General features: G+C 62.0%; 13 protein-coding genes, 1 other RNA gene and 2 pseudogenes. 9 read left to right on the forward strand and 7 right to left on the reverse strand.

The window, feature by feature from the left end; all coding sequences use genetic code 11:
- Positions 1-119 precede the first annotated feature (119 nt).
- Positions 120-1622, forward strand: coding sequence for a type III effector (locus NX05_RS09825; RefSeq protein WP_230597635.1), 1503 nt, complete (start codon positions 120-122; stop codon positions 1620-1622).
- Positions 1623-1927: 305 nt separating this feature from the next.
- Here NX05_RS09825 and NX05_RS22295 read toward each other — a convergent pair.
- Positions 1928-2098: pseudogene (locus NX05_RS22295) on the reverse strand (helix-turn-helix domain-containing protein); the annotation flags it as partial.
- Positions 2099-2554: 456 nt separating this feature from the next.
- Complete coding sequence (locus NX05_RS09830; RefSeq protein WP_039433241.1) at positions 2555-3937, reverse strand: APC family permease; 1383 nt, start codon at positions 3935-3937, stop codon at positions 2555-2557.
- Positions 3938-4090: 153 nt separating this feature from the next.
- Here NX05_RS09830 and NX05_RS09835 point away from each other — a divergent pair, with 153 nt between their 5' ends.
- The 8 genes and pseudogenes from NX05_RS09835 (at position 4091) to NX05_RS22305 (ending at position 12401) form a co-directional block, all read left to right on the forward strand.
- A complete protein-coding gene (locus NX05_RS09835) occupies positions 4091-4894 on the forward strand; it encodes a LuxR family transcriptional regulator (RefSeq protein WP_052239567.1) in 804 nt (267 codons plus the stop codon).
- A gap of 384 nt (positions 4895-5278) precedes the next feature.
- Complete coding sequence (locus NX05_RS09840) at positions 5279-6220, forward strand: proline iminopeptidase-family hydrolase (protein WP_039433242.1); 942 nt, start codon at positions 5279-5281, stop codon at positions 6218-6220.
- Between the two features lie 601 nt (positions 6221-6821).
- Positions 6822-7612: pseudogene (locus tag NX05_RS09845) on the forward strand (pectate lyase family protein); the annotation flags it as partial.
- A 208-nt stretch (positions 7613-7820) separates the two neighbouring features.
- Positions 7821-9209, forward strand: coding sequence for an amino acid permease (locus NX05_RS09850; protein WP_039433243.1), 1389 nt, complete (start codon positions 7821-7823; stop codon positions 9207-9209).
- A 92-nt stretch (positions 9210-9301) separates the two neighbouring features.
- A complete protein-coding gene (locus tag NX05_RS09855) occupies positions 9302-9505 on the forward strand; it encodes a membrane dipeptidase (protein WP_039433245.1) in 204 nt (67 codons plus the stop codon).
- A gap of 341 nt (positions 9506-9846) precedes the next feature.
- Positions 9847-11247 (forward strand): cytochrome ubiquinol oxidase subunit I, encoded by a 1401-nt coding sequence (locus NX05_RS09860; RefSeq protein ID WP_039433246.1) that lies wholly within the window; start codon positions 9847-9849, stop codon positions 11245-11247.
- A complete protein-coding gene (cydB, locus tag NX05_RS09865; protein WP_039433247.1) occupies positions 11247-12263 on the forward strand; it encodes a cytochrome d ubiquinol oxidase subunit II in 1017 nt (338 codons plus the stop codon). Before NX05_RS09860 ends, cydB begins: the two co-directional genes overlap by 1 nt.
- Positions 12264-12324: 61 nt before the next feature.
- Positions 12325-12401: non-coding RNA, sX9 sRNA (locus NX05_RS22305), on the forward strand.
- Positions 12402-12470: 69 nt separating this feature from the next.
- On the opposite strand, the gene NX05_RS09870 is transcribed toward NX05_RS22305, so the two are convergent.
- From NX05_RS09870 to NX05_RS09890, 5 genes are all read right to left on the reverse strand, one after another.
- A complete protein-coding gene (locus NX05_RS09870) occupies positions 12471-13208 on the reverse strand; it encodes a carboxylesterase family protein (protein ID WP_017117393.1) in 738 nt (245 codons plus the stop codon).
- A 204-nt stretch (positions 13209-13412) separates the two neighbouring features.
- Positions 13413-14774 carry a magnesium transporter gene (mgtE, locus tag NX05_RS09875; RefSeq protein WP_010369204.1) on the reverse strand — a complete coding sequence of 454 codons (1362 nt, stop codon included), beginning with the start codon at positions 14772-14774 and terminating at the stop codon, positions 13413-13415.
- A 283-nt stretch (positions 14775-15057) separates the two neighbouring features.
- The gene (gene ptsP, locus NX05_RS09880; RefSeq protein WP_039433248.1) at positions 15058-16788 is read right to left on the reverse strand and encodes a phosphoenolpyruvate--protein phosphotransferase; all 1731 of its coding nucleotides are present in this window, start codon (positions 16786-16788) and stop codon (positions 15058-15060) included.
- Between the two features lie 58 nt (positions 16789-16846).
- Positions 16847-17116, reverse strand: a complete 270-nt coding sequence (locus tag NX05_RS09885; protein ID WP_005913389.1) for an HPr family phosphocarrier protein — start codon at positions 17114-17116, stop codon at positions 16847-16849.
- Positions 17109-17501, reverse strand: a complete 393-nt coding sequence (locus NX05_RS09890; RefSeq protein WP_010376914.1) for a PTS sugar transporter subunit IIA — start codon at positions 17499-17501, stop codon at positions 17109-17111. Before NX05_RS09890 ends, NX05_RS09885 begins: the two co-directional genes overlap by 8 nt.
- Between the last annotated feature and the right edge of the window lie 415 nt (positions 17502-17916).

Genomic DNA, 17916 nt, shown 5'->3' on the forward strand with positions numbered 1-17916 from the left:
GCGAAAGCAGGTTTACGCTTTTCGTGAGAAGTTGGCAGCCCTCAGTCGAGGGAGGGCGCTCGAAGTCCCCGCCCTGACTTCTTCTTGGTCGTAATGCACGTCATCGATTTCATATCGCAATGAAAATTGAAAAGAATGCCCTAACTGAATCAGCATCCACCATGTTGAGGGGACTTGAGGAAAAGCATGCGGCGAAACCTGGCGCATCCAGCGAAAAACGTCCCGAATGGGATGCGCTTACTCGATCGGGTGTGCTTGATGGACTGCAAAAGGCTCCCGTGCGCGTTGCTTCCAGTCGCTCTCGGTCCCGCACTTCAGGTCACGCCTCGACGGCTGGAGCGGATAGGACTTTGCAAAAACAAGCGGGCCTTTACGCTGAGAAAAAAAGAGTTCAGTGGATCAATGCGACAGGTGTCGTCAGTCGGGTGAGTCATAAGATTCAAGCCATGCTGGGGATGCGCGATGCCCAGTCTCGCGCGCAAGCGTTCGTTGAGTTCATGGCTGAGGGCAAAGGCAAGTCAGACGCAACAGCGCTCGATCTTGGCGATGGTTGGACGAGGATCACGCGCGTTGTCAATGGAAAGACGGCTTTGATCGACGTCCAGTGCGACAGCGATGGGCAGGTTGTAGATGCAAGGTATCCCGGAAAATTCCCTTTTCTCCCTGAGGGAAAGGAGCGGGAGGCATACAACACCGTGCTTCATGAGATGCAGCTCAAAGCGCCTGACGCGCTATCCCAAGTCCCCGTTTACTATGTGAACAGAAACACGCGTGGATATCTTATTCCCACACATGGATACGTAGTTGCCGGCTATCCCAACCGAGGGCGCAAAAGCGGCGCGATACTCTACGGAGTGGGAGGTGATCCAAAACGGGGGCATGTTGTGTTAGACGAAAAACTCCTTGGACACTTGATAGGTAAAGATTACTCGAAAAATCCCCACAAATTGTCTGCAGAGATCCGGGCGGCCCTTTTAGCTCTTGCCGGAACTTTATTTGCTACTCGTGAGGAGTTTTACGAAGCTTACAGGCGGGCTAGGGGTGGTGAGGCTAGTTCATTCGCGTTGCATGACGAGATCACTGCCATCTATCGTCTTTTGCCTTTGTCAACAATGGAAATGTGGCCAAAGAAAGCCGGTGACTACAGAGTGGAAAGGCCTCCCGCGCCGGAACGCGATCTGCGTGCCTTCGAACACCTGCCAAGAGATTTCAGAAGAAAAGTCTGGTTAAGAAAAATCTCAGACGTGGATAGTATTGATTTACTAGAGGCCAGACAGCAATTTACGCTTCATCAACTGTATCAGGATGAGCTGTTAGGGCGCAATGGAACAGGAGTTCCGTTGCGAAACCCGGAAGTCAAAATGGATGTTGCGCGCCGTAATCGCGTGCTGGCTCCCACACCGCGATTTCAGAGACTGCCGCCGCACAAAACCGACAAGGTCGGGAATTGCAATACCGGTGCATCATCCCTCCTTCAACGCGCTGTTGATAGATATGCAGATAAGAACAACTTACCTTCCAAGAAAGTCGCTGCTGCAAGTTTTTTTGGTATCGGGTCAACCCATCGCCTTGCGATTTGGGATCCCTTGGGAATAGACGCCAAAAAGGGGATTACCTCCTGAGCATGTCCGCATGACCCCACGGCCCGCCACAATGATTGGCGCTGGGTTGAATGCACAGTGGAGGCCTGAGTTTATTCCGCATTACAGCACTCGAGTAGGCTGCTTGCACGGTTGCTAACTCGCCCTGGTATCATTCAAGGGTCACAGACGCAGATCACCGTTGGATAGCCGGCAGCTCGGGCGCAGACCTGGGGTGTAGGGCAGAGTCCCTACGCGAACGCCTCACCTGCGCTTGCGTCACGGCGGACCCTGAGCCATCCCCAACTGAAGTCCTGCCTGACTTCACGGCGCTCTACTCCCGGCAATCAATTTCCATGACTTCGCGCGCAGTAAGCCGCCCACACCCGCTTTACGGTAGTCACGCTTGTGCCGGCGAGTCGCGCAGTGTTGGCGATGGTCTCCCCACGACCGCGCAAAGCGACGATGCGAGCATGTATGGCCTGATCGGCGGAGCGGCCACGGTATTTGTCTCTGCCCGATTCATGGATAGTCCTTCTCGTCAGGGATCGGCGAGCTGCAGCGGGGGGCTGCAACAAGCGGGCGCCATCGTGGCGCCAAACGAGACTAGGGAACTTCAGGGCTGAATATGCGCCCAAAAATATCGTTCGTAGATAGATAGTCGCAATAAATATAGTCATATCTTCAATCATCGATGTGTTGCGTCTTGGGTGCAGTTAGCCTGTATCGCATGCGCACTCTGGTAGAGACGGCCGCAGCGATGCATGCCGTCTTGTGCACAGTAACGTTGCAGCATGTACGTAGCGCCCTCTGCCGTGTGCATGCGCGATGCGTTACGCCGCATTGATCGTGTGCTGCAGCGTCGCGGCACAGCATCTGGTTACGCTTGCAGGCCACTACTACGCAGTTGCGATGGCTCGCAGCATAGGGCCAACCGCGACATGGCAGTGCAGCAGCCAGCGCTGTTGTCACGGCTATTCCAGCGCGTCGCTGGCGCGAAATTCGGTAGAACGTCCGCTGCGTTTCAGAAACGCCAGTACCGTTAGCCCCACAACCATCCACGCAGTGCCACCCAGTTGCGCGTGCATGTCGGCATTGATCAATACATAGGCCAGGATGACGATACCGATCAACGGCACCACACCATGCAACACGCGTCGACCCTGGCCGCGGAAGTGCCATAGCACCGCGATATGCAGCAATACAAAGGCGGTGAGTGCGCCGACGTTGCACAGCGACGACAGCAGCGCGATCTGGCCGACGAAGAGTTCGCCCAGCACGATGCTTAGGCCTGCCAACAGCAAGATCGCACGCTGCGGCACGCCGGTACGCGGGTGGATGTAACGCAGAAATGCCGGCAACTGCCGGTCGCGCGCCATGGCGAATAACAAGCGCGATGTGGCCGCTTGTGCCACCAGCGAATTGGCGATTGCCGCGCTGATCGCCACCGTGAGCGCAATGACGATCTGCAGCCATGGTCCGGCGATCAATCGCCCGATCTCGAAGAATGCATCGTTGGATGCCTGCGCGCTGGGGTAACGCTGCAGGGTGGGCTGCAGCAGTGCCGCCAGCCACGTTTGCAAGACGAATAGACCTGCGACGATCAGCAATGCCAACAAGGTGGCGCGCCCCACGACACGGTTGCCGCCGCGCGCTTCCTCCGACAAGGTGGAGATCGCATCGAAGCCGAGGAACGACACCACCGCCACCGACAACGCGCTGAAGATCAACTGCGGGGAAAATGCCTGCCGGTCGTAGAGCGGGCGCCAGCTCCAGTGCGCGCCATTGACGCCGCGCTGGATCGCCAATGTCGCCAGCACCACGAACACCGCCAATACAATCAACTGTGCAAGCAGAAAAAAGCGATTGGCACGTGCGGTGGTTTCGATGCCGCGTAGGTTCACCACCGTGTTGAGCACTACGAAGAATGCAATCCACGCCGGCTGCGGCACCGCCGGCAACACGTTATGCATCGCATTGGCGCCGACCACATACAGCAGGGTCGGCACCAGCAGATAGTCGAGCAGAATCGCCCACCCCGCCAGAAAGCCCATGCCGCTGCTCAGCCCACGCCCGACGTAGGCATACACCGAGCCAGCCACGGGGAATGCCCGCGACATCTGTTGGTAGCTCAGCGCAGTGAACAGCATCGCCACGAAGCCGACCAGGTAGGTCAGCGGCACCATTCCGGCGCTGATGTCGAAGACGCCGCCAAAGATCGAAAACGGTGCCGTCGGCACCATGGACACCAGCCCGTAGATCAGCAGATCCTTGAGCGTGAGCTGCCGCTTGAGCTCTTGTGCGTAGCCAAAGCGTTCCAGCGTGGCCGCAGCGTCGCGGCGTGGTGTGTCGATCATGCAGGTGTCCGTTGAAAGGGATGCCGGCGCGCAGCGCAAACGCTTCAAGGACCTGAACGCCCGTTCTGCGCTGCAGCTATGTGACCGGAATTGTGACGATAATGTGGCCGGCAAGCCCATCCATTGGCAAAAGTGCTAGGTTTTCCATGCTGTATGTCACCCGTTGGCAACCACCGGTACCGAGGATTCGCCACGTTCGAAATTCTAGCCAGCCTTAGTCGCGATCTGCAGGCGCTGCAGACGCTCAATAGATGCCTGGATCGGGTGTTTCGCGATGTCTCTGCACTCGGTTTCCAATCGCTGGTGTACGACTACGCACCGGTGCCCTTGAGTATCGAGGGGGCGCTGATCACGCCAACGGTGTTCATGCAGCGCAATGCGCCGGGCGATATGCAGCATGTCTGGTGCGCGCATGGGTACTACCAACATGACCCTGTTCAGCAGCGTGCAACGCGACGCACCACGCCGTTCGTGTGGTCATACCGCACCGACGGCAACTGCGCCGGTGTGGAATATGTGGGTGGCCAGCACTGGCAAGTGACGCGTTATCTATGCGATAGCGGCATGGGGACCGGCGCCACGGTGCCGCTGCATCTGCCCGGTGGCGCATTCGCCACCTTCAGCGGCGCGATCGACACCGTGGATGCAGAAGCGCCGCATTTGGCCGAAGCGCAGCTATTGCCCTTCTTGCTGCTGGCACACGCCTTCCAGGCGCGTGCGCAGGAATTGCTGGACCCGCAGGAACGTCGCTGCCACCACATCGCGCTGACCCGTCGCGAGCGCGAGTGTCTGCAGTATTCGGCCAAAGGCCTGACCTCCAAAAATATTGCCGCGGCCCTCAACCGTTCAACCGCCACGGTGAATCTGCATCTGAATTCGGCTGCCCGCAAACTGGGGGCACGTAACCGCGTGGAAGCGGTGGTGCGGGGTATGCACTATCGGTTGCTGGAGCCATAACCGCGGCTGATGGACACCTGCGCGGCCGCCACGCGGGCGCAGCGGGTGCTGGGAACCTGCTGATACCGCGTACAACATCTTTCCTCGTGCGCCATCCACATCCATTGGCAAGCGCTCGTTACGTTTTCTGAGGCGCTTCGAATTGAGCGAGCTTGCGCGCGCGACAGCCACACTGATGCATAGCGGACATTTCGATCGAAAAGCGAAGTTGAATCGTGCGGTATCGCGCGGAATTCAACGACGCAACACGTTTGGTGGAACCGGCTATCCGCCAGCGCCAACCGCGCATCCGGGCGCACTCAAACCTGTGAGATTTGCCAGTTAACGCCAGTGGGCCTGCTCGCTAAGCTCGGGGCACATCATTGCCGTAGGCAGGCGCAGGTCATGCAGTGCACCGAAGGTTACGTCGAATTCCGCGGCTACCGCACCTGGTACCGCATTACCGGCGATCTGTGTGCGGATGCCTGCCCGCTCCTGGTGTTGCACGGTGGCCCCGGATGCACCCACGACTACGTAGACAGCTTCAAGGACCTGGCGGCCAGCGGCCGTGCGGTGATCCACTACGACCAGCTCGGCAACGGCAATTCCACCCATTTGCCCAATGCCGCCCCAGGCTTCTGGACAGTGGGGCTATTTCTGGATGAACTGCAGACGCTGATCGCGCATCTGGGGCTGTCGCAGTACGCATTGCTGGGCCAGTCCTGGGGCGGGATGCTGGCCGCCGAACACGCGGTGCGCCGTCCAGCCGGCCTACGTGCGCTGGTGATCGCCAATTCGCCCGCGTCGATGGGCTTGTGGCGGGCTGCTGCGTTACGCCTGCGCGCGCGTTTGCCCAACGACATCCAGGCTGCGCTGGATGAGCACGAAGCCGCCGGTACGTTGGACCATCCGGCCTATCGCGCCGCCAGCCAGGTGTTCTATGCAAAGCACGTGTGTCGCGTGCTGCCGTGGCCTGCCGAAGTGGGGCGTACCTTTGCCGCCATCGATGCCGACCCGACCGTGTATCACGCCATGAATGGCCCGACCGAATTCCACGTGGTGGGCAGCTTGCGCAACTGGAGCATCATCGAGCGCCTGCACCGCATCACCACGCCCACGCTGGTGCTCTCTGGCAAGTACGACGAAGCCACGCCGGAAACCGTCGAGCCGTATGCGCGGTTGATTCCGGATGCGCGCTGGCATGTGTTCGCCAACTCCAGCCATATGCCGCACGTGGAAGAACGCGCGGCATGCATGCAAATGGTCGGCAATTTCCTGGACGATCAGACGCCCTGGCCCGGTGGGCAGATGCTGCGTTCGTCGGCGTTGGCCAATCGCGCTGTTTGAGTGGCCTGGTGTGGGTGTGGTTAGAGCCGGCGGGCCGAATACGGCTTACACGTCCGTGCCTGCAGCGTTGATGCCGCCTTGGGCGGGCATCATCGCTCCGCGCGTCCGATAGAGGCATTTAGCGAAGTTCAGTGCCCACGCATTTCTGGCGGTGCAGACATGGCGCTGCACGCGTTATGGCCGGTGTTCTGTCGATGTCGTTTCGAGCATTGGCGCGAGCCATCGTCAAGCTGCCGGCCGTGCACTTTGCGCGAGCGCCGCAACGCACTTCCGCAGTGTGGGAGTGAGCTTGGGCGTGAGACAGCCCAACGCATGAGCGCTCTGATGCACTGCGGAAGGGCTGCAAGCGACGCTGCAGCAACCGCTGGATACCACGCGTACGCACGCCTCTGGCGATGTACATGCACATGTTGCATTGCGTACCTGCAGAGCTTGTTGTGCCAGCTGCAGTCGCCCCGCAGGCACAGATGCGGGGCGAGCCTGCATGCAATCAGCACACGGACCATCACAGACGTAAGTGCGATTGATCTATAGCCAGGTGCGTGCTTAAAACCACATGCAGCCTCGACGTCTGCATGCACATGCACATACACGCATGCGTGTGGTCGGCGATGCGCACAACGTGATCATCCAGAATATGACCATCGGTTTGCTGCAAGGCGGCGAAGATGCCGATTCAATTTCGCTGGAGGGCAACTCCAGTGGCGAGCCATCCAAGATCTGGGTCGATCACAACACCATCTTTGCTTCGCTCACCAAGTGCTCCGGTGCCGGCGATGCCTCCTTCGACGGCGGCATTGATATGAAAAAAAGGGCGTGCACCACGTCACCGTCTCCTATAACTACGTCTATAACTATCAAAAAGTCGCGTTCAACGGCTATAGCGACAGCGACACCAAGAACTTGGCTGCAGGCACCACCTATCATCACAATCGCTTCGAGAATGTGGAATCGCGCTTCCCATCGCAGCGTCGCGGCCTGAGCCACATCTACAACAACTACTTCAATAATGTGTTCATCTCCGGCATCAACGTGCGCATGGGCGGCGTGGCGAAGATTGAGTCGAACTACTTCGAGAACATCAAGAACCCGGTGAACTCGCGCGACAGTAGCGAGATCGGCTATTGGGACCTGATCAACAACTACATCGGCAGCGGCATCACCTGGACCACGCCGGACGGCAGCAAGCCCTACGTCAATGCCACCAACTGGGTGAGCTCCAAGGTGTTCCCGGAGCCGCTGGGCTCCATGTACACCGTCACCCCGGCGGCGCAGGTCAAGGCCAAGGTGATTGCCACCGCGGGTGCGGGGAAGATCTGGCCGAGTGATCGGCAGCGCGTAGCCGCATCAACACACATCCCCGGCCTGTCCGGGGATGTGTTGACTCCATAGCTCGATGACGGCAGGTTGCTCGCTGGCGCTGCGTCGGCAGGCAGGCGGCAGCGCGTGCCGGGCAAGTCGCCGTGCGCTGCTTGCCGCACGCCCGAGGGCAAGGCACGAATGTCGGGCCTAGCCACTCCTTCCCCGGGCTGGCGTCAAGAGGCGCGGCAGGCGCCGCGACGCGGTATCGTGTCGCGATTCCATTTATTCAAGCCTGTCCATGCCGCTTCCGACCGACCCCGTTGCTGAGACCGCTGCGTCCGCCGCGCCTGCACTGCGCCATGCGCTGAAGCCGCGGCAATTGATGATGATGGGCCTGGGCACGGCGATCGGCGCCGGGCTGTTTCTGGGTTCGGGCGTGGGCATCCATGCGGCCGGGCCGGCCGCGCTGGTGTCCTACCTGATCGCCGGTGGTTTGGTGATCATCGTGATGAACGCGCTAGGCGAAATGGCGGCCGCCAAGCCGGCCAGCGGCGCGTTCTCGGTGTACGCGGCCGACGCGATGGGTCCGACCGCCGGGGCGACGGTGGGCTGGCTGTGGTGGGTGCAGATCGTGGTGGTGATCGCGGCCGAAGCAGTCGGCGCGGCGGGGCTGCTGGCGACGGTCTGGCCGGCCTTGCCGGCGCCGCTGCTGGCGTTGCTGTTCATGGCCACGTTCACTGCGATCAACCTGTTGGGTGTGCGTAACTTCGGCGAGTTCGAATTCTGGTTCGCCATTCTCAAGGTGCTGGCGATCGTGGTGTTCCTGCTGATCGGCGTGGCCCTGTTGGCCGGGGGGTTGCCTGGAGTCACGTCGCCCGGTTTGTCCAATTTCACCCAGAACGGCGGCTTTGCGCCGAAGGGGCTGGCCGGTATCGGCTCGGCGTTGCTGGTGGTGGTGTTCGCTTTCGGCGGCACCGAGATCGTGGCGGTGGCCGCCGCGGAAACCGCCGACCCCGGGCGCAGCCTGGCGCGCACCATCCGCACTGTGGCCTGGCGCATCCTGGTGTTCTATATCGGTTCGATCAGCGTGATCGTCGCAGTCGTGCCGTGGACCAGCAATGCGCTCAGCTCGCCGTTCGCTGCCGTGCTGGAAGTGGCACGCATTCCCGGTGCCGCCACGGCGATCACCCTGGTGGCGGTGGTTGCACTGCTGTCGGCGCTCAACGCCAATCTGTATGGCGCCTCGCGGATGATCTTCTCGCTGGCACAGCGCGGCGAAGCGCCGCGGGTGCTGGCCAAGACCAGCGGCGAGCAGGTGCCGCTGGTAGCGGTGGTCGCCAGTGTGTTGTTCGGCTTCGCTGCTGCCGCGCTGGAGTTGCTGTATCCGAACAAGGTGTTGCCGATGCTACTCAACATCGTCGGCGCTACCTGCCTGCTGGTGTGGACGATCTCGCTGGTGTCGCAATTTATCTTACGCGCCCGTGCCGACCGCGCCGGCATCGCCTTGCCGTTCCGCATGCGCGGCTATCCGTTTCTGACAGTGCTGGCGCTGGCGATCCTGGCGGTAATCTTCGGGTTATTGGCCTATTCGGCCGACACGCGTGCGCAGTTCCTGTCGATGGTCGCGCTGACCGCAGTCATCGCCGTGGTCAGCGAAGTTGCGCGACGCTTCCGTGCGCGGATGTAAAGAGTCGGTGGCCGTGTCAGTGCGCGGGCGCGGATGCCGACCTCGCATGTGTTGTTGGCTATTACGAAGCTTTCGCCCGGCAGATTGCCGCCATGGGGATCGTCGAAGATCCGTGGAAACACCTGAGTTTCGGCAGCGATTTCGATGGCGGTTCCAGCTTGCCGACCGGGATGCGCAGCGGTGCAGATCTGCCCAAGCTCACGCAGGCAATGATGGATGCCGGCTGGCCCACGCAACGCATCATTGATGTGTATGGCGGCAATGTTCTGCGGGCCTGGGAGCGGGTGCGGCCGTAGCGTTGCGGCGACCTGACTCTGCAAGGGATGGCGTGGTGGGTCTTGCTATCGTGCGCCGGCGCGTGCTTATCAGAGTCCAGTACGCCGCAGCGGCTACGTTTTCCTTCACCGTCTGCAGCGCAAGGCCTACTGCATGACGGGAAGGGTATCGCGGCGCATTGCTTTGACAAGAGCGGCAAAGTGTCGCAGATGCGACGCCGTGTCGCATCGGGAACGGGCCCGACCGTCCCTATCATGATGACGTAACGCAGCAGCTTGCTTGCGATCGTCCAATGCAGTGGCAACCCGGCGATCGATCTGCAGCTTGCTCGCCGACGATCACTTTTCCTGGAGGGTTCTCCATGGACGCACTGCTGTTATCGCGGATCCAGTTCGGGTTCGTCATCGCGTTCCACGTGCTGTTTCCGGCATTTACCATCGGGCTTTCCAGTCTGCTGGCGTTTCTGGAGTGGCGTTGGCTGCGCACGCGTCTGCCGGTCTGGCGCGAGCTGTATTTCTTCTGGCAGAAGATCTTCGCGGTGTCGTTCGGCATGGGTGTGGTCAGCGGCATCGTGATGGCCTTCCAGTTCGGTGCCAATTGGCCGGAATTAAGCCGGATTGCCGGTGGCGTGATCGGGCCGCTGCTGAGCTATGAAGTGCTCACCGCGTTCTTTCTGGAAGCCAGTTTCCTGGGCGTGATGATGTTCGGCTGGGGGCGCATTTCCGAGCGTCTGCACTTCTTTGCCACCTGTATGGTGGCGCTGGGCACGCTGTTCTCCACGTTCTGGATTCTCTCGTCCAATAGCTGGTTGCAGACGCCGGCCGGCTTCGATGTGATCGGCGGCATCGTACATCCGGTCAACTGGTTGAAGATCATCTTCAACCCCTCGTTCCCGTACCGGCTTGCGCACATGGCGCTGGGCTCGTTTATCACGACGTGTTTCGTGGTCGGTGCAGTGGGCGCGTGGTATCTGCACCGCGGTGTGCATCGAGAAGCAGGGCTGTGCATGCTCAAGCTGGCAGTGGTGTTTGCCGCGATCACCGTGCCTCTGCAGATCTTTGTCGGCGACATGCATGGCTTGAACACCCTCAAGCATCAGCCGATGAAGATCGCCGCGATGGAAGCGCACTGGCATGCCGAAAAGCCGGGCGAGGGGTTTCCGCTGGTGGTGTTCGCGTTGCCCAACGCGCAGGCCGAGCGCAATGATTACGAGCTGGCGATTCCGCGCCTGGGCAGCCTGATCCTGACCCACCGCCTGGACGGCAGCATCGCGCCGTTGACCTCGGTGCCGGCAAGCGAGCGTCCGCCAGTGACGCCGGTGTTCTTCGCCTTCCGCATCATGGTGGGCATCGGCTCGTTGATGCTGCTGGTGGCCTGGGTGTCTGCGTTCGCGTTGTGGCGCGGCAAGCTGGTGCAGTGGCGCTGGTTGCTGGCGACCTGGCGCTGGATGTTGCCAAGCGGCTTCATCGCGCTGATTTCTGGCTGGTTCGTCACCGAGATCGGCCGGCAGCCCTATGTGGTTTACGGTTTGTTGCGCACCGCCGATGCCGTGGGGCCGCAGTCTGCGCTGATGACCGTCATCTCGCTGGCGGTGTATGTGGCTGGTTACGCGTTCGTGTTCGGCTGGGGCATCTGGTACTTGGTCAAGATCGGCAAGCAAGGGCCGACCCCGCATGCTGACGCGCCGCATCTGGACCACGGCGAACACACGCCGGCACGTCCGCTCTCGGCGGCCGATGCATCGATTGACGGAGCCGCATGATGGACATGACGAAAGTACTGCCGGTGGCGTGGTTTGCAGTGATCGGCTTTGGGGTGCTGATGTACGTGGTGCTGGACGGCTTCGTGCTCGGCATCGGCATGCTGGCGCCGTTCCGCAAGGACGAAGCGCAGCTGGATCTGATGATGAACACCGCCGCGCCGATCTGGGACGGCAACGAAACCTGGCTGGTGCTGGGCGGGGCAGGGCTGCTGGCTGCCTTTCCCAAGGCGTATGCGGTGATCCTGTCGGCGCTGTATCTGCCGGTGCTGTTGATGGTGATGGCCTTGGTGTTCCGCGGTGTGGCGTTCGAATTCCGCTTCAAGGCGCATCGCTCGCGGCGCTTGTGGAGTAATGCGTTTGCCGCCGGTTCGATCCTGGCCACCTTCGCGCAGGGCGTGATCCTGGGTGCATTGGTGCAGGGCTTGCCGATCGAGAACGACCGCTATGTCGGCGGCATCTGGGGCTGGTTCAGTCCGTTCGCGATGCTCACCGGCGCCGCCCTGGTGTTCGGCTATGCACTGCTCGGCAGCACCTGGTTGATTCTCAAGACCGAAGGCCATGTGCAGGAGCTGGCGCGGCAGTTGAGCCGGCCGTTGACCATCAGCGTGTTGATCTTCATCGGCCTGGTCAGCGCCTGGTTGCCATCGCTGCAATCGCACGTGATGGGGCGCTGGTTCAGTGGCGCGCAATACCTGTGGCTGATGCCGGTGCCGCTGCTGGTCGTCATCGTAGGGTTCGCGCTGTGGCGTGCGACCGATGCGGGGCGCTCGGATGCGTTGCCATTTCTGTTGGCAATGGGTCTGTTTGTGCTGGGCTTCCTGGGGCTGGTGCTGGGCATGTGGCCGTATCTGGTGCCGCCGGTTTACAGCATCTGGCAGGCCGCCGCGCCGCCGTCTTCGCAGTTGTTCGCGATGGTCGGTTTGGTCATGTTGCTGCCGCTGATCCTGGGCTACACGGTGTGGTCATACCGCGTGTTCCGCGGCAAGGTCACCGCAGACAATGGCTATCACCACTGAGAGCGGCTAACAAAACGCCTGCGCAGCCGTCAGGCGGGCACGGCCGGTGCCCGGAATCGGCATGTGCCACTCGGACCTGCGGTTCCTCCGCGCCGTCTACACCCGCTTGGCGACCGCTCGTTACGTTTTTTGTTAGTCGCTCTAAGCCGCGCTGGCGGTGTCACGCCATCTCGCGCGCGCGCCGCGCCCGTGCAGCGCTGCACAGCGTCAGCGCAGGCGCTGCTTGAACATCCATTCCCACATCGCCGGGTCTGCGTAAGTCGCGTCCCAGGCGTTATGGTTGCTTTCCGGGTATTCGCTGTAACGCACATTGGCGCCGACGCCCTTTGCGGCGCGGTACAGCGCACGGTCGTCGTGCGGCGGTACGGAATCGTCCTTGGCGCCATGGAACATCCAGATTGGCACGTGCTTGAGTTGCGTCACTGCCGCGGTGTACGGGTCCGCTTCCTTCGCCACCAGACTCACGTACAAGGTGCGGCGCTCATCGCGCGGTGCCTTGAGCGCGCCGCAGATCGGCACGATTGCCGCAAACCGCTGCGGCTGCATCAGCCCGATTTCCCAGGCGCCATAGCCGCCCATCGAAATGCCGGTGAGGTAGGTGCGCTGCGGGTCGGCACTGAATTCGGCGCTGGCCGCATCCAGCGCAGCGATGGCCATGCGCGCATTGATGCCCATCCATTCTTCGTCTTCGGGCACCTGCGGCAGCACCACAAGCGCGGGGAAGTCGGCGGTGTGTTCGCTTAAGTAAGGGCCCACGCCGACTTCGGCCTGGTCGCGTCCGTTATCGCCGCGCTCGCCCGAGCCGTGCAGGAACAGCACGATGGGCCGTGGCTGCGCCACCTTGGACGCCGGCACGAACACTTGATAGCGGTACAGTCGCCCTTCCAGCCTCAGCGTGCGGGTGACGAAATGGCCGCGGCGTTCGTCGTGGTGTCGCTCAGCCATGCTGGAGCAGCCGGCCAGCAGGAGCGCAAAGGCAATGACAACAAGACAACGACGGATCACGCAGCTCTCCCGACCAATCACGTGGTTGCAGTATTACCGCATGCAAGGTCTCTGGCATATCGCGCTGCGGCGATTCCGGTTAAATATTCATCTGCTTATCGTCATCGCATGCACTGCACGTACGCTCACCGCAACCGCCGCAGGTCAAGGCAGCAGTACCAGTGTGGCCAGGCCGAGAAAGCTCAGAAAGCCCATTACATCGGTCAGGGTGGTCAGGATCACACCACCGGCCAATGCCGGATCGAAGCCCAAGCGTTTCAAGGTCACTGGCACCAGCACTCCGCCGAAGGCGGCAGTGAGCATGTTCACCGTCAACGCGGTGCCGATCACCAGCGACAGCATCGGCTGCTGGAACCAGGCCAGCACGATCAGGCCAAGCCCGATGCCCAGGCACAGCCCGTTGATCAGCGCGACGGTGAGCTCTTTTTTGAGCAAGGTCATCACGTTGGACGAACCGATCTGGCCTAGCGCCAGGCCACGCACCATCAGTGCCAATACCTGGGTGCCGGCATTGCCGCCCATGCCGGCCACGATCGGCATCAGCGCCGCCAGCGCCACCAGTTTTTCGATGGTGCCCTCGAACCGGCTGACCACGCTGGACGCCAGAAATGCGGTGCACAGATTGATGCTCAGCCAGATCAGGCGGCGCCGGAACGCGCGCCGGGCCGGGCTGAACATGTCTTCGTCTTCGTCCAGACCGGCCGCGCTCATAGCCTGGTGTTCGGCCTGCTCGCGAATGATGTCGACCACGTCGTCGATGGTGATGCGACCGAGCAGGATGTTGTTGTCGTCCACCACCGGCGCGGAGATCCAGTCGTGGTCGGAGAAGCGCCGCGCCACTTCGTCGGACCCGTCGCCGACATCGATCGCCGGCTGCTCGTCGTCGATCAGCCGGTTGACCGGGGTGCTGTCTTCGTGGGTGACCAGCGCAGCCAGCGGCACCCGGCCCAGGTATTGATGGCGCCGGCTCACCACATATAGGTGATCGGTGTGGTCGGGCAGCTCGCCACGCAGGCGCAGATAGCGCAGCACCACATCCACGTTGACGTCGGCGCGCACAGTGACCACGTCCGGGTTCATCAGACGCCCGGCGGTGTCTTCCGGATACGACAGTACCTGCTCGAGCCGCTCGCGGTTTTCGCGGTCCATCGACTTGAGCACTTCATCGATGACGGTGTCGGGCAGGTCTTCGACCAGGTTGGCCAGATCGTCGATGTCCAGGTCTTCGACCGCAGCCACGATCTCGTCGGTGTCCATGTCGGCCAGCAGGCTCTCGCGCACTTCGTCGCCGACGTGCAGCAGCACTTCGCCGTCGTCTTCTGGATCGACCAGGCCCCATACCACTTCGCGCTTGCCCGGTGGCAGCGATTCAAGCAGGTTGCCAATCTCCGCTGGCGCCAGCGTGTTGACCAACCGGCGCACCGGCCCCAGACGTCCGCTATCCAGCGCGTCGGACAGCAAGCGTAGCTGGCGCGCGGTTCTGTCGTGGCGGACGGCTTCGGCCATGCGGCTCCCCGGAAGAGTGGACGTGTCGTCAGTGGAAGACGCGGTGCTGGGTCAGCGCGACATTATCGCTTGCGCAAGGTGACGAAACATACAGTGTGGCTGCAGCGCGTTTGTGCAGTGCGTGCGCGATGGCCGCATCCAGACGGCGAGGGCTGCTGAAACGTGTAGGCAACGGTGCGCGACGGGCTACGTAGGCGGCGTTTTCGAAGCGCTTGTCGAGGACGAATGCGCAGGCTGTAAGCATCCGCCACGCTGGCGACCAGGTGCGCGCCGCGTGCAGCAGTTACCGCAGGAGCGCTTGGGTATGGCCCGCCAACCATTTTTCGATGCCCTTGCGATCACGGGCGCGCAGCAATTTTTCGCCATGCACGCGCAACTCGCCCAGATGTGTATCGCGCACCGCGCGGCGCACTTCCAGCAAGGTCGCCGGATGCAGGCTCAACTCGGTGAGCCCCAATGCCAGCAGCATCGGCACGAAGCGTGGGTCGCCAGCGATCTCGCCGCACACCGCCACCGGCTTGCCGTAGCTGCGCCCGGTGGCAAGCACCTGCGCAATCAAGCGCAGTACCGCCGGATGCAATGGCGAATACAGCTCGCCCAGTGCCTCGTTGTTGCGATCCACTGCCAGAAGGTACTGCACCAGATCGTTGGTGCCGATCGACAGGAAATCGATATCGTCGATGAAGCAATCCAGCGCCAATGCGGCGGCCGGCACTTCGATCATTGCACCCAGCGGAATGTGCTCGGCGATCTCGTGGCCTTCTTCGCGCAGCTGCGCGGTGAGCTTCTTCAACTGCTTGCGCAGCAGCAGGATTTCTTCGCGGCTGCTGACCATCGGCACCAGGATGCGCACCGGCCCGTAGCCGGACGCACGCAGGATCGCGCGCAACTGCGTCTGTGCCACCGCCGGCCGCGCCAATGACAGACGCACGCCGCGCAGGCCCAGCGCCGGGTTGTCTTCATCGCTGAGCGTCAAGCCGGTGCGGTCGGCCTTGTCGGCGCCCAGGTCCAGCGTGCGGATGGTGACCGGGCGGCCGCTCATGCCCAGCACGGTATCGCGATAGGTCTGGAATTGTTCGTCTTCGTCCGGCAGTTCGTTGCGCTGCAGGAACAGAAATTCGGTGCGATACAAACCCAGCCCGCTGGCACCCAGCGCATGCGCTTTTGCCACGTCTTCCAGCGATTCGGCGTTGGCCAGCAGCGTGATATCGACGTTGTCGCGCGTGCGCGTGGGTTTGGAGCGCAACCGCCCCAGCTCGCGCTGTTCTTTGGCCAGCGCACGCAGGCGTTCGCGGTAGTCGCGCAGATGCTCGGGCTTGGGATCGACGATCACCTGGCCGGAGCCGGCATCGACGATCAGCACATCGCCATCTTCGATGCGCTGCACCGCGTCGCTCACACCCACCACCAATGGCAGGTGCAGGCTGCGCGCGAGGATCGCGCTATGCGACAGCGCACTGCCGGCGGTGGTGACGATGCCGACCACGCCTTGTGCCTGCAGCTGCGCCAGCTCGGACGGGGCGACGTTGTCGCACACCAGGATCTCGCCGGCCACGCCCTTCAAATCGGGCGCGCGCTTGTGCAGAAATGCATGGATGCGACCGATCACGTGATCCAGATCGTCCATGCGGCTCTTGAGGTACGCATCCTCCATCCCGTCGAACACTGCCGCCAGCCGGTCGCGCTGCACGCGCAAGGCGTAGTCGGCGCTGTAACGGTGGGTGCGGATCAGCTCATCCAGGCCTTGCAGCAGCTCCGGGTCGTCGAGCAGCAAGGCATGCAGCTCGAGAAATTCGCCGACCTCGCGCGCCAGTGCGCCCTGCAGGCGATCGCGTAACTGCTGCATTTCGCCGCGCGCTGATTCGATCGCTGCATGCAGGCGCTGCAGTTGCGTTTCTACCTGATTGGCGGGCACGCGTTGTTCGGCCACTTCCAGCGTGTGGCTCTGGCGCACGCGCGCGCGACCCAGTGCATTGCCGCGCGCAGCGCCATGTCCGCGTAAGCGCAGGCTCATGCGTCTGCCTGGCGCAGCGGCGCCGTGTCGGCCGCAACGGCACCGACGCCGCGCATGCTCAGCTGTCCTCGTCGAAGCGACGTTCGAACAGGTCCACCAACGCCTGCAGGGCCTCGGCTTCGTCTTCGCCGTCCAGCCGCACCACTACGCTGGTGCCTTGGCCGGCTGCCAGCAACATCACGCCCATGATGCTCTTGGCATTCACCTCGCGGCCCTTGGCCGCCAGGGTGGCGTTGCTGCGATAGGACGATAACGTCTGCACCAGCTTGGCGGTGGCCCGCGCATGCAGTCCGAGTCGGTTGGAAACTATGAGTTCGCGTTCAAGCATCGTCGATGATCGCTCCATTGCGAGTGCCGGCCGCCGCAGTGGCGGGCAGCTCCTGCAATCCTTGTTCGGGGTAGTTCATCACCCGCAGCAGCATCGGCAGGCTCAGTGCAGACACCCGGCGAACCGGTGTGCCCAGCTTGGCCAGACGATTGGCGAGATTGCTGGGGCTGGCGCCGTACAGGTCGGTCATGACCAGCACGCCGTCGCCGCTGTCGACCCTGCGCATCGCCGACGACGCCTGGGGCAGCAACGTGTCCAGGTCTGCATCGAATGGCACATCGAATGCTTCGGTCTTCAACGGCAAATGCCGCAACAGCCCCGTCGCCACGTTCAATAACGCTGCGCCGATGCCGGGATGAGTAATGAGGAGAATGCCACAGGCCATGCCGAAACGGTAACAGGTCAGCATGACTGCGCGATAGCGTTTGCCGGCACAGATGCGTCGCGAACTGAATAGCCGTTTAGGACTGCTGCAGCGACGCGGCTCCACTACGTGCCGCCATTATGCGTTGCACATGTGGCACTGATCCGTGACGTGCGCAGCGTCAGCAATGCGGCCCAGACCGCAAGCGAACGCTGCTATTCGCGTAGCGTCAGGCAGGGCAGGCGGTCATGCCTTGCGGAGCGCCGCCAATGCGTTGGTTGCGACATCACCATGCGTTGATCGTGCAGCGTTGCCTAGCGCGCCAAACCAAAATCCCAAGCGGCTTTAGGAAGCAAGTGTTTTAGTGGCGCCATCTGCAGCATTGTCGCCTTTTCGCAGCGCCAAGCAGATGCAAGCCATCCGCAAACAATCGCAA

Origin of the sequence: Xanthomonas vasicola (assembly GCF_000772705.2) — a bacterium.
Classification (GTDB): Bacteria; Pseudomonadota; Gammaproteobacteria; order Xanthomonadales; family Xanthomonadaceae; genus Xanthomonas; species Xanthomonas vasicola.